General features: G+C 71.4%; 15 protein-coding genes. 9 read left to right on the top strand and 6 right to left on the bottom strand.

Annotated elements, in window-relative coordinates:
- Positions 1-174 precede the first annotated feature (174 nt).
- Positions 175-1,146 (bottom strand): tryptophan--tRNA ligase, encoded by a 972-nt coding sequence (gene trpS / locus AB1578_06615; GenBank protein MEW6487571.1) that lies wholly within the window; start codon positions 1,144-1,146, stop codon positions 175-177.
- Positions 1,147-1,506: 360 nt separating this feature from the next.
- Here trpS and AB1578_06610 point away from each other — a divergent pair, with 360 nt between their 5' ends.
- From AB1578_06610 to AB1578_06595, 4 genes are read left to right on the top strand one after another with little or no spacing between them, the layout of a single operon-like run.
- Complete coding sequence (locus AB1578_06610) at positions 1,507-1,902, top strand: thioredoxin fold domain-containing protein (GenBank protein ID MEW6487570.1); 396 nt, start codon at positions 1,507-1,509, stop codon at positions 1,900-1,902.
- Between the two features lie 6 nt (positions 1,903-1,908).
- Positions 1,909-2,619 (top strand): cytochrome c biogenesis protein CcdA, encoded by a 711-nt coding sequence (locus AB1578_06605; GenBank protein ID MEW6487569.1) that lies wholly within the window; start codon positions 1,909-1,911, stop codon positions 2,617-2,619.
- A 12-nt stretch (positions 2,620-2,631) separates the two neighbouring features.
- The gene (locus tag AB1578_06600) at positions 2,632-2,868 is read left to right on the top strand and encodes a thioredoxin family protein (protein MEW6487568.1); all 237 of its coding nucleotides are present in this window, start codon (positions 2,632-2,634) and stop codon (positions 2,866-2,868) included.
- Between the two features lie 32 nt (positions 2,869-2,900).
- A complete protein-coding gene (locus AB1578_06595) occupies positions 2,901-3,086 on the top strand; it encodes a UPF0175 family protein (protein ID MEW6487567.1) in 186 nt (61 codons plus the stop codon).
- 84 nt (positions 3,087-3,170) lie between these two features.
- Here AB1578_06595 and AB1578_06590 read toward each other — a convergent pair whose 3' ends face one another.
- Complete coding sequence (locus AB1578_06590) at positions 3,171-3,932, bottom strand: SagB/ThcOx family dehydrogenase (protein ID MEW6487566.1); 762 nt, start codon at positions 3,930-3,932, stop codon at positions 3,171-3,173.
- Between the two features lie 108 nt (positions 3,933-4,040).
- On the opposite strand from AB1578_06590, the gene AB1578_06585 reads away from it, so the two are divergent.
- From AB1578_06585 to ampD, 4 genes are all read left to right on the top strand, one after another.
- Positions 4,041-5,600, top strand: a complete 1,560-nt coding sequence (locus AB1578_06585; protein ID MEW6487565.1) for an ABC transporter substrate-binding protein — start codon at positions 4,041-4,043, stop codon at positions 5,598-5,600.
- Complete coding sequence (gene nikB / locus AB1578_06580; protein ID MEW6487564.1) at positions 5,597-6,511, top strand: nickel ABC transporter permease; 915 nt, start codon at positions 5,597-5,599, stop codon at positions 6,509-6,511. The genes AB1578_06585 and nikB overlap by 4 nt, the downstream gene beginning before the upstream one ends.
- 62 nt (positions 6,512-6,573) lie before the next feature.
- Complete coding sequence (locus AB1578_06575; protein ID MEW6487563.1) at positions 6,574-7,449, top strand: ABC transporter permease; 876 nt, start codon at positions 6,574-6,576, stop codon at positions 7,447-7,449.
- Positions 7,450-7,462: 13 nt separating this feature from the next.
- Entirely contained in the window at positions 7,463-7,993 is a 531-nt protein-coding gene (gene ampD, locus AB1578_06570) for a 1,6-anhydro-N-acetylmuramyl-L-alanine amidase AmpD (GenBank protein MEW6487562.1), read from the top strand.
- On the opposite strand, the gene AB1578_06565 is transcribed toward ampD, so the two are convergent.
- From AB1578_06565 to AB1578_06555, 3 genes are all read right to left on the bottom strand, one after another.
- The gene (locus AB1578_06565) at positions 7,990-8,223 is read right to left on the bottom strand and encodes a hypothetical protein (GenBank protein MEW6487561.1); all 234 of its coding nucleotides are present in this window, start codon (positions 8,221-8,223) and stop codon (positions 7,990-7,992) included. The genes ampD and AB1578_06565 overlap by 4 nt on opposite strands.
- 82 nt (positions 8,224-8,305) lie before the next feature.
- A complete protein-coding gene (locus AB1578_06560; protein MEW6487560.1) occupies positions 8,306-9,388 on the bottom strand; it encodes an FAD-dependent oxidoreductase in 1,083 nt (360 codons plus the stop codon).
- 62 nt (positions 9,389-9,450) lie between these two features.
- On the bottom strand, positions 9,451-10,398 hold the full coding sequence (locus tag AB1578_06555) for a DMT family transporter (GenBank protein MEW6487559.1): 948 nt from the start codon (positions 10,396-10,398) through the stop codon (positions 9,451-9,453).
- A gap of 143 nt (positions 10,399-10,541) precedes the next feature.
- Between AB1578_06555 and AB1578_06550 the strand changes: the two genes are divergently transcribed.
- Positions 10,542-11,129: an HDIG domain-containing metalloprotein gene (locus tag AB1578_06550; GenBank protein ID MEW6487558.1), complete on the top strand. Its 588-nt coding sequence runs from the start codon at positions 10,542-10,544 to the stop codon at positions 11,127-11,129.
- On the opposite strand, the gene AB1578_06545 is transcribed toward AB1578_06550, so the two are convergent.
- Entirely contained in the window at positions 11,126-11,608 is a 483-nt protein-coding gene (locus AB1578_06545) for a hypothetical protein (GenBank protein ID MEW6487557.1), read from the bottom strand. The genes AB1578_06550 and AB1578_06545 overlap by 4 nt on opposite strands.
- Positions 11,609-11,620 lie beyond the last annotated feature (12 nt).

The following is an 11,620-nucleotide window of genomic DNA, read 5'->3' as shown; positions in this document are numbered from 1 at the left end:
AAATCGAAATCGAAATCGACCCCGACCCCGATCACGATTTCGATTTCGAGGGGGTTGGGGGTAGAGGCTCTCTCTCGCCTTGGGGGTCTGGGTTGCCGCCTCGCTAGGCTGCGGTGAGGGGGAGAACCCCCTCGGCCTTGGCGCAGGCGGCGCACTGGGCGTGCCCGGCCCGTCTCACCAGTAGGCGATGCCCACCTTGCGGCGCACCTCCGCCAGGGTCGCGGCGGCGGCCTCCCGCGCCTTGGCGGCACCGGCGCGCAGGATGTCGAGCACGTCGCCGGGGTGCTGGAGAAGCTCCTCGCGCCGGGCTCGGTGAAGCGCGAAGTAGTTCCAGACAGCGTCGATGAGCTCCTTCTTCACGTCGGAGTACTTGAGCCCAGGGGCGAGGTACCGCTCCCGCAGCGCGGCCACCTCCTCCGGGGTCAGGAAGAGCCGGTACAGGGCGAAGAGGTTGCAGGTGTCGGGGTTCTTCGGCTCCTCGATGGGGGTGGCGTCGGTCACCACCGACATGACGGTCTTCTTCAGGGTCTTGCGGTCGGTGAAGATGTCGATGGTGTTGCCGTAGGACTTGGACATCTTCTGCCCGTCGACCCCGGGGATGAGCGCCAGGTCCTCGTCGATCTCCGCCTCGGGTACCACGAAGGTGTCGCCGAAGGCGGCGTTGAACTTCTGGGCCAGATCCCTGGTCACCTCCAGGTGCTGCTTCTGGTCCTTGCCTACCGGCACGGCGTGGGACTGGAAGAGGAGGATGTCGGCCGCCATCAGCACGGGGTAGGCAAACAGCGCGTGGTTGGGGGCGATGCCCTTGGCCACCTTGTCCTTGTAGGAGTGACAGCGCTCCAGGAGGCCCATGGGAGCCAGCGTCGAGAGGATCCAGGTGAGCTCCTGCACCTCGGGCACGTCGGACTGGACCCAGAACGTGCACCTGTCCGGGTCGAGCCCGAGCGCCAGGAACGAGACCGCCGCGTCCACCGTGCCCCGGGCGAGCGCCGGCCCCTCCCCGAGCGACGTCATGGCGTGGTAGTTGGCAATGAAGCAGAAGAGGTCTGCGCTCTCTTGATACGCGATCATCTGGCGCATCATGCCGAAGTAGTTGCCGATGTGGAGCGCCCCGGAGGGCTGGATTCCCGAGAGCACGCGCTTCATCCTGGTTCTCCTGTCAGGGGGCTCCGACCCCGTGGGGTCCGAAACGACGAAGGCCGCGGGGCGGGTCCCGCGGCCTGGCCGGCGCACACGGCTGCGCGGTGCGGTCCCGTCAGGCGCGGGGCCTGCTGGGCCAGCGGCCAGGAAGAATCGGAGTGCGGGAGGGGCTTTGCATCACGGCGATGGGATAACAGGAAGGCTCGGGCGCTGTCAACGGGGAAGGCGGCTTGCCCTTGACCTCGGTCAACTCCCGCCGGCACCTCTTGTGCTAGATTGCGCCCGTCGGGCCGAAAGCGCCCCCGGGGGCTCCCGGGGACGGCCCGCTCTCCATGCCTTGGCGGACATCCGCACGGGAGGACCTCCATGGGCTCTAGATTTTACCTGGGTGCGCTCCTTGCGCTGTGTCTCGTCCTGGGGGCGGGCTGCGGCGATGGGTCGGAAAAGGGACCGGCGCAGACCGCGCAGGCGAGCGTTCCCACGGTCCTCGTGTTCGGCCTGGGCCCCCGGTGCCGGTACTGCGTCGAGCTCAAGAAGGAGATCGACCGGGTCACGGAGCAGACGGGGGCCGCCGTGCGGTTTCGAGACATCCTGGTGGACCGGGACAAGGCCATGGTCCAGAAGCACCGGGTCCTCCTGAGCCCTACACTCGTCTTCCTCGACGCTGCCGGGGCCGAGGTACACCGCCACCAGGGGTTGCTCGACGCCGAGCAGATCCTGGAACGCCTGGCGGCCCACGGCCTGTGGCCGGGCAAGGGCTGAGACCCCGTGCTGGAGGGATTCACCGAGACCGTCGGCCAGTGGGTCCACACCCGCCCCTGGCTCGCGGCGGGTGCGGTCTTCCTGGGGGGCCTCGCCACCGCGGCCAACCCGTGCAGCCTGGCCGCGGTGCCGGTGCTGGTGGGCCTCACCGGAGGTCACGCCGCGGTCACCGACTGGCGGCGGGGCCTCGCCGTCTCCCTGGTCTTCGTCGCGGGGCTCGCGGCGTCGTTTTCGGCCATGGCCGTGGCGGCGGTATCGGCGGGCACCTATCTCGGCGCCTCGAGCCCCTTCTGGCCCTGGGTGCTGGCCGCCGCGTGCCTTCTCGCGGCGACCCAGTTCTGGGACCTCTGGCACCTGAGCCTGCCTGCCTGGCTGGGGCAGATCCGGCCCGCCCGCAGCGGAGCCGCCGCAGCCTTCGGCATGGGGCTCCTCTTCGGCGTCCTCTCCGCCCCCTGCGCGGCACCGGTGCTCGTGGTGGTGCTCACCTACGTGGCCTCGAAGGCGAGCCTCGCCTACGGCCTCCTGCTCCTGTGGCTCTACGCCGTGGGGCACTGCGCCCTGCTCGTGGCGGCCGGCACCTCGGTGGGCCTGGTCCGGCGTCTGGTGGCCTCCGATCGCTACGCCCGGGGCAACCTGTTCGTGCGCCGCGCCGCCGGGGTCGTCATCGCCCTGGTGGGGATCTACCTCGTCGTCAGCCAACTCCAACCCGTCGGATGAAGGAGAACCGAGATGGAGATCGAGGTCCTGGGCGTCGGCTGCCCCAAGTGCATCCGGATGTACGAAGCCGCCGTGGAGGCGGTCGCCCTGTCCGGGCGCGACGCCCGGGTCCGGAAGGTCTACGACCTCAACGAGATCGCCAGGTACGGCGTCTTCTCCTTCCCCGCCCTCGTCGTCGACGGGAAGGTCCGCTCCACCGGAAAGCTACTCGACCCCCAGGCCATCGCCCGCCTCCTCACCGAAGGCTGACCGCCGGCCCGCAGGGTGTGTTCGTTCTCCTCATGGCAGCACTGAAGATGTTCGAGTTGGGCAAGATCTCCTTGGGCAAGGCTGCAGAACTCGCACAGATGTCAAGAGTCGAGTTCATGGAAACGTGCTCGAAGTACCGCATCAGCCTCTTCAAATACTCTGAGGACGAGTTCGAGAACGAGCTCCGCTGTGACATCGAGGCCGCGGACACGAAATGACCCTCGTGTCCGACACCGGCCCACTCATCGCCCTGGCGAAGATCGCACCCCAATACCTGCGCATTGCGCCCTCCGCCCAGAGCCTCAGGCGGCGTCGGTCCCGGCCTCCACCGGGCCTACGGCGGCCAGGTAGTAGGCGAACTCGGCTTCGCCGTCCACCCCGAGCAGGCGGTTGACGTCCTCGTCGAAGAAGGCCGCCACGGGGCAGCAGCCCAGGTCCAGCGCCGCGCAGGCCAGGGCCAGGTTCTGGCACACGTGGCCCAGGTCGAGGCCCAGGTAGCGGAGCGCCCGGTCGCCATACTTCCATGCGCAGCGAGGCACCACCGCGGTCCAGAGGAAGACGGCGGCGGCCCGGGAGAGGAAGCCCTGCCCGAGGGCGGCGTGGGCGATGTGCCGGCCCAGGTGTCCTTCCTGGAGGACTTCGAGGGTAAAGGTGGGCAGGTGCAGGTGGGCGAGGCACGGCTCCCACCCCTCCACCGACTGGACCGAGACGTAGGTCTCGAAGGGGTAGAGGGCGCCTGCCGAGGGGGCGGTGCGCAGGAGGTAGGGGCCCTGGCGGGCCGTCACCCCCTGGCAGGCCCAGAGGAGGGTCCCGAGGGTCTCGGGGGGGATCGACTCGCCCCCCAGGTCCCGGCGGGAGCGCCGGTCCGCCAGGGCCCGCCACAGGGGCACGGGGGGAAGGCGCAGCTGGGAGGACCCGGGAAGCTCCCGGCGCGGGGCGCCGGGGTAGTGCTTGTGGGGGGCCGGCATCCGGTCCCACTCCAGGGACCGGCCCCGCACGCCCCGGGCGTCGAGGTCGGTGGCCTCGCGCCAGAGCCGGTACAGTTCGCGGGTCGTGTCGGGCATGGCATCCTCCGGGGCTTGGGGCGCGCGCCGCGAAGCTACCGGGCCCGGGAGGTTGCGTCAACCTGCGGGCGGTGGCGGGTACCGCCGCGGGTGTACTAGAATGGGCCCATGTTGCGCCACGGCCCGGCCCTCCTGCTGGTCTTCGCAGCCCTCGCCGCCGCAGGTGCCGGCGCCGGGGGATGTTCCGGCCGCCCGGCCCGGGACCCGGTGGAGTTCCGGGTGGGGATCGAGGGCACCCCCGCGACCCTCGACCCCCGGTACGCGGCCGACGCCCACGGGGTGCGGATCGTGCCGCTCCTCTTCCACGGGCTCCTGGCCCGGACGGCGTCGGGGGAGTTCCGGCCCGACCTGGCGGAAACCTGGGAGACCCCCGACCCCCTCACCCACCGCTTCGTCCTGCGCGACGGCGTGCGGTTCCACGACGGCTCCCGGCTCACGGCCCGGGACGTGGCGGCCACCTACCGCTACGCGATGGACCCGGCCCACGGGTGCCCCGCCGCAGGCGCCCTGGCGGCGCTTGAAGCAGTGGAGGCGGCCGACGACCGCACGGTGGTCTTCCGGCTCTCCCGCCCCCAGGTTTCCTTCCCCTTTCAGCTCACCCTGGGGGTGCTCCCCGAGCGCCTGGCGGGGCTCCCGGACCTGGCAGGCGAGGTGGTGGGCACGGGCCCCTACCGCCTGGCCGCCTTCCGGCCCGGGGAAGAGGTGCTGCTGGAGGCGTTCCCCGGCCACTTCGAGGCGCCGCCGGCCCTGGCCCGGGTTCGGTTTCGCATCGTGGGCAACGCCACCACCCGGCTCCTGGAGATCGGCTCGGGGGGGCTCGACCTCCTCCAGAACGCCGTGCCGCCCTATGCGGTCAAGTTCCTCCAGCGGGAGCCGGAGCTCTCGGTCACCGCGACCCCCGGCGCCTCCTACCAGTACCTGGGGTACAACCTGGAAGATCCGGTCCTGGGGGACGTGCGGGTGCGCCAGGCCCTGTCCCACGCGGTGGACCGGGACGAGCTCATCGCCTACGCCCTCCAGGGGCTGGCCCGGCCGGCCACGGGGGTGTTGCCCCCCGAGCACTGGGCCCACGCCCCCGACGTGCCCTCCTACCCCTACGACCCCGCCCGCGCCCGGGAGCTCCTGGACTCGGCCGGGTACCCGGACCCGGACGGGGACGGACCGGCGGTGCGCTTTGCCCTGAGCTACAAGACCAGCACCGACAAGACTGCCCTGGAGGTCGCCCAGGTGATCGCCGCGCACCTGCGCCGAGTGGGGGTGGGGGTCGAGGTGCGCAGCTTCGAGTGGGGCACCTTCTTCGCCGACGTGCGGGCGGGGAACTTCCAGCTCATGAGCCTGCGCTGGATCGGTCTCTCCGACCCCGACTCCCTCCACTACCTCTTCCACTCGGCCTCCGTTCCCCCCGCCGGCGCCAACCGCGGCCGCTACCGCAACGCCCAGGTGGACGCCTGGCTCGACCGGAGCCGCGCCGAGCCCGACCCGGACCGGCGCCGGGAGCTCTACCGGCAGGTGCAGGCCCAGGTGGCCCGGGACTGCGTGTACACGAGCCTGTGGTGGCTCGACGACGTGGTGGTGCTGCGCCGGGGCTACGAGGGGTACGAGGCGCTCCCGGGGGGCGAGTACACGAGCCTCGCCCGGGTTCGGCCCGGGCCCGGGGACGGCTCGTGATCCGCCGCCGGCTCTTGACCCTCCTGCCCACCGTCCTGGGGGTGGTGACGCTGGTGTTCGCGTTCCTGCACCTGGTGCCCGGTGACCCCGTGGACGTGATGCTGGGCGAGACGGCCCAGGCGGCGGACAAGGAGCTCCTGCGCGCCGAGCTCGGCCTGGACCGCCCCCTGGCCGAGCAGTACGGCACCTACCTGGCGGGGCTCGCCCGGGGGGACCTGGGGCGGAGCTTCACCTACCGCAAGCCCGTGCGCGAGGTCATCGCGAGCCGCCTGCCCGCCACCGCGCAACTGGCCGGGTGCGCGCTGGCCGTGGCCCTGGCGGTGGCGCTTCCCCTGGGGGTGCTGGCGGCAGTGCGCAAGGACACCCTCTTCGACCGGGGAAGCCTGGTGGCGAGCCTCCTTGGGGTCTCCATGCCCAACTTCTGGCTCGGGCCGCTCCTCATCCTCCTCTTCTCGGTGCACCTGCGGTGGCTCCCGGTCTCGGGCCGCGAAGGGTGGGCGAGCGTGGTGCTCCCGGCCATCACCCTGGGCACGGGGCTCGCAGCCATCCTCTCCCGCATGCTCCGGTCGAGCCTGGTGGAAGTGCTGCGCGCCGACTACCTGGCCGCCGCCCGGGCCCGGGGGGTGAGCGAAGCCAAGGTCATCTGGGTTCACGCCCTGCGAAACGCCTGTCTGCCGGTCATCACGCTCCTGGGCCTCCAGCTCGGGAGCCTGCTCTCGGGAGCGGTCATCACCGAGGCAGTGTTCGCCTGGCCGGGCATCGGCACGCTACTCCTCCAAGCCCTCCAGGGCCGCGACTACCCCCTCGCCCAGGGATGCGTGCTCGTGATCAGCCTGGCCTACGTGGGGGCGAACCTGCTGGCCGATCTCCTATACCGGGTGGCGGACCCGAGGGTGAGGGGTGACGGGTGAGGGTGAAACGTGAAAGGTGAAGGGTGAAGGGTGAAGGGCGGTCCGAGAGGACGCGGGGGAGCGTGCCGAGCGCGAGTGCTTCGGGACGCCGGCGGCTCCTCCCCCGGCTTCCCCAGCTTCCCCAGTTGCCGGGTGGGCGGAGCTTTCTGCTGATTTCCGCCGGGTTTCTGGCGCTGCTGGTGTTGGGGGCCGTGTTCGCGCCGCTGCTCAGCCCGGCGCCGGTGGACCTGCTCGACCTCCCCGGGGGGCTCGAGGGGCCCAGCCTCAGCCACCCCCTGGGGCAGGATCGCCTGGGGCGCGACGTGCTGGCGGTGCTCCTCCACGGCGGCCGGGTGAGCCTGGCGGTGGGGCTCCTGGTGGTGGGGGTGAGCCTGGCCGTAGGAACCCTCGTGGGGTTCGCGTCGGGCTACGCCGGCGGCTGGGTGGACGAGGGGATCATGCGGGTGGTGGACGTGCTGCTCGCCTTCCCCGGCATCCTGCTGGCCATCGCCCTGGCGGGGGTGCTGGGGCCGAGCCTGGGCAACGTGGTCTTCGCGCTCAGCCTGCTCGGTTGGGTCGGCTTCGCCCGCCTGGTGCGCGGCGAGGTCCTCTCTCTCAAGACCCGGGAGTTCGTGACCGCGGCCCGCACCCTGGGCGCCGGCCCGTGGCGCATCGCCTGGCGCCACCTGCTGCCCAACCTGGCAGGGCCCCTGGCCGTGCAGGCCACCTTTGGGGTGGCGGGCGCGATCCTGGCCGAGTCGAGCCTCTCGTTCCTCGGGCTCGGCCCCCAGGACGTGCCCACCTGGGGCGCCCTGCTCAGCCAGGGGGTGGACTACCTCCTCTTCGCGCCCCACCTGGCGCTCTTCCCCGGGCTCGCCATCATGGGCACGGTGCTCGGCATCAACGTGCTGGGCGACGCCCTGCGCGACCGGCTGGACCCCGCCCGCCGGGTCCGCTAGGAGCAACGCCCCCGTGATCCTGCCCTGGGCCCGCTTCGTCCCCAGCCCCAACTGCTCTTCCCGGGAAGGCTGGGAGGTGGACGCCGTGGTGCTCCACCACATCAGCCTTCCCCCCGGCAGCTTCGGAGGCCCGTGGGTGGAGCACTTCTTCTGCAACCGGCTGGACCCGGCAGTGGACCGCTTCTTCCCGGAGATCGCCCACCTCAAGGTCTCGGCCCACTTCTTCGTGGACCGGGAGGGGCAGGTGACCCAGTTCGTGGACACCGACCTCAAGGCGTGGCACGCGGGGGAGAGCGCTCTCGATGGAGAGCCCGACGTGAACCGCTTTTCGGTGGGAATCGAGCTCGAAGGAGACGGGCAGACGCCGTATACGCAAGCCCAGTACGCGGCGCTGCGGCGCCTGCTCGCCGCGGTGCGCCGGGCCCACCCCCGGGTGGTCCCCGAGCGGATCGTGGGCCACGAGCACGTGGCCCCCGGCCGCAAGGCCGATCCCGGGCCCCTCTTTGCGTGGGATCGGGTGCGCTCGGGGCTGGAAGAAGGCTAGGGCTTTCGTCCGCGCAGGGTCCAGAAGGCGGCGGCGCCGATCAGCCCGGCCAGGACCAGGGCGATCCCCAGGCCCACCCACAGGTGGTCGGGGCCCGAGGCAGCCTGGGTGCGGGCGTGCTGGCTCACCCCCTGGAGGCGGCTCATGGGGCCTGCCGCCCAGGCGGCGCCGGCCGTCCCGACGGCTCCCGCCGCGGCGGTCAGGATGCAGGAAATGCGGATTCGATCCATGGCGGTCTCCGATCCGAGGGCGCTAGTGCCCGCAACGCTCGGGGGCGTTGCCCCCTTCTCGAGCACGGATCGGAACGGGCCCTCAGGAACTTGAGCCGCCCTCTGCGCGGCTCTGCAGGTATTCCCCTACCGCAAGCACGGCCTTTGCGCCTTCTCCCGCCGCGATCAGGATGCGCTTGCCCACCGTGTTGGTGACGTCACCGGCGGCAAAGAGCCCCGGCAGCCCGGTGCGGCAGTTGCGGTCCACCTCCACCTCGCCCCGGGCGTTCACGTGCACGAGGTCCCGCACGAGCTCGCTGCTCGGCACGAGCCCGATCTCCACGAAGACCGCCTCCACCGGGAGCACCTCCTCCGCCCCGGTGTCGAGGTTTCGCACCACCAGCACCTCCACCCGAGCCCTCCCCTCCAGGCGCACCGGATCCCGGTTGCGTAGCAGCACGATGTCGTCGCGCCCCGCCACCTTGTCCTGCAAGTACTGGTCGGCCCGGAAGGAACGGCTCGCCACCGCAACCCGGGCGCCCTTTTCCGCCAGGCCCAGCGCTGCCTGGAGCGCCGAGTTCCCTCCCCCCGCCACCGCCACTTCCTTCCCCGCAAATCGCTCCGCCAGGAGCGCATGGAACTCCATCACCCCCTTGCCCCGGAACTCGTCCTCCCCCGGGATGCCCAGGCGCCGGCGCTTCATCCCCGTGGTGAGGAGCACCGTGCGGGAGCGGTAGACATCCCCCCCATCGGTGGTCAGGGAAAAGACGTCCTTCTCCTTTCCAATCCCGGTGACGGCGCAGATCTGGTGGGCCAGGTGCAGATTCTCGAAGAGCTGCTTCTGAAACCGCTCCACCAGGTCCGGCCCGGCGATGAGCTCGAATCCCGGGTAGTTCACCACCGCCGTGGAGTCCCACGCCTGCCCGCCCAGGCTCTTGGTGAGGAACAGGGTGTCGATCCCGGCCAAGGCCGCGTAGATGCCGGCCGAGATCCCCGCGGGCCCGCCGCCCACGATGACCAGGTCGTAGAGGTAGTCCGAGAGGGTGAGGTCGGGGTGGCAGACGAACTTCTCCCGGCAGGCACGGGAGCAGAAGTAGTGGGTCTCGCCCCGGCACTCCGCCGAGGGGGTCTCCTCCGCGATGTGGACGGGTTTGCCGCAGACGGGGTCTGCCGCGCGGGTCACCATGGGCGTTCCTCCTGGGCCAGAGTTCGGGGGAGTGTACCGGCGGCCCCGGGGGACGCAAGAGCCTACCTGCCGGGCGTTCGGGAGAGTCGGGCCGAGCTCGGGCGCCCCTGTCCCGAGGAAGCCGGAGCCCAGGACGTCAGGGCGACGCCCGCCACCACCAGCGCCCCGCCCACGAGCTTGGGCCCGGACACCGCCTCTCCCAGCAGGAACCACGCGAAGAGCAGGGCGAACCCCGGCACCAGGTAGATGAAGACCGATGCCCGGGAAGCACCCAACGCCGCCACGCCTTCGTAGAACCACAGGAACCCAAGGGCCGAGCTGAAGATTCCCATGAAGGCGAGCGCCGCCCACGCCTCCCAGGGGGCGCCGAGAGCGGCCCCGAGCTCCCCGGCGCCCAGGGCCGCGAGCCCCAGCAGCGGCGTTCCCAGGGCAAACGCCGCGGCGGTGGCAGTGAGGGGCGAGGTCCCCTCGAGCACCACCTTGCCCAGGAGGACGTACACCACCCAGCACAGCACCGCGGCGCCGAGCCACGCCGCGCCCGCGTCGAGTCGCAGGGCGAGGAGCCGGTCCGGCTGCCCTCCCGACAGGACCACCAGGGCGCCGCACGCTGCCAGGGCAAAACCCGCCACCCGCGCCCGCGAAAGCCGCTCACCTAGGAAGAAGGCCGAAAACAGGGCGGTGAGCGCCGGGTTGGTGGTAATCACCAGGGCCGCCGCCCCTGCCTCCGCCAGGGCGAGTCCCTTGAAAAAAAACCAGTTGTATGCGAAGACACCCGAGGCCCCCAGGGCCGCGAGCCCGGCCCACCCGCGGGCGGTGCGTGGCAGGGCGGCAGGCCCCTCCCGGAGCGCCCAGATCCAGGCCAGCACCCCCGCGCCGATGGCGAACCGCCAGAAAGCCGCGGCCTCGGGCGCCACGTCCCGCAGGGCGACCTTGCCTGCCACGAAAGCGCCGCCCCAGAAGACGGCGGCGACGGTGAGCTTGGTCAAAGGGCCGGGCCTGCGAAGGGTCATGGGGTCTCCGGTAGAGGCCGCGATGCTAGCGGAGGCTCGCGCGGGGGACAAGCAGGGAAGGGCATGAGACCGAAGCGCACATCTCGAAACGAGACAGGGAGCTGGGGCGGGAATGAGGCCCCCCGCAAGAGGGAGGAGCAACCATGAGCGGACCTACGCGGGACGAGGCCTGGCGGGTGCTGACCCAACACGTGAAGAGCGAGAACCTGCTGCGCCACGCCCTGGCGGTGGAGGCCGTGATGCGCCATGCGGCCCGAAAGCGCGGCGAGGACGAGGAGCTGTGGGGCGCCATCGGGCTCGTCCACGACGTGGACTACGAGCGCTACCCCGAGGAGCACCTGCGCCATGCCCCCGCCATCCTACGGGAGGCCGGGTGGGCCGAGGAGCACATCCGCGCCGTTCTGGCCCACGGGTGGGGCTTGTGCTCCGACGTGGAGCCCCGCACCGACCTGGAGAAGACCCTCTACGCGGTGGACGAGCTCACGGGCCTGGTAGCGGCCGCGGCCCTGGTGCGGCCCTCGAAGAGCGTGCTCGATCTGCCGGTGAAGAGCGTGAAGAAGAAGTGGAAGGACAAGGCGTTCGCCGCCGGGGTGGACCGCTCGGTCATCGAGAACGGGGCCGAGATGCTCGGCGTGGAGCTCTCGGACCTCATCGCGGACACCATCGAGGGGATGCGGGCCGTGGCCGCCGAACTCGGCCTGGAGGGGAACCCGGAGGGGCGCGGGGATTAGGGCGCCTTGGCTTTGGGCAGGATGCGCAGCGCCCCTGACATCCCCCGCTCCCGGTGCCCGGAGACGGTGCAGACCACCGGGTAGTCGTCGGGCCGCACCGCCACGAGGGAGGTCACCACCGTCTGCCCCGGTTCCACCCGCACCACAGAGAAGCGCGACGCATCCAGGGAGGCCGCGCCCACCACCCGGACCTCCCGCAGTGCCACGGCGCGAAAGAAGTCGGGAGCGGCAAAGGCGTGGGGCTCGCTCCCGGCATTGGCGATCTCCAGCAGATAGGCTTTCCCTTCCCGCAGGGTGAGCACCTGCGGCGCGAAACCGTGCTCCGTCACTTCCACCCGGACCCGCTCGGCCCGGGACCAGTCCGCCGTCTCCACCCAGGACGAGGGTTCCACCACGTAGCCCCGCGGCGCGCACCCGAGCGCGAGGAACAGGAGCCCAGCGAGGACCCACGGGCCGGGGAGCCGAACGGACCGGTGCATGTATGTCCTCCT

The sequence above is a fragment of the Thermodesulfobacteriota bacterium genome (assembly GCA_040756475.1).
Taxonomy (GTDB): domain Bacteria; phylum Desulfobacterota; class Deferrisomatia; order Deferrisomatales; family JACRMM01; genus JBFLZB01.
Note: the sequence above shows the minus strand (reverse complement) of the source record. Positions and strands in the feature narration are given on the sequence as shown.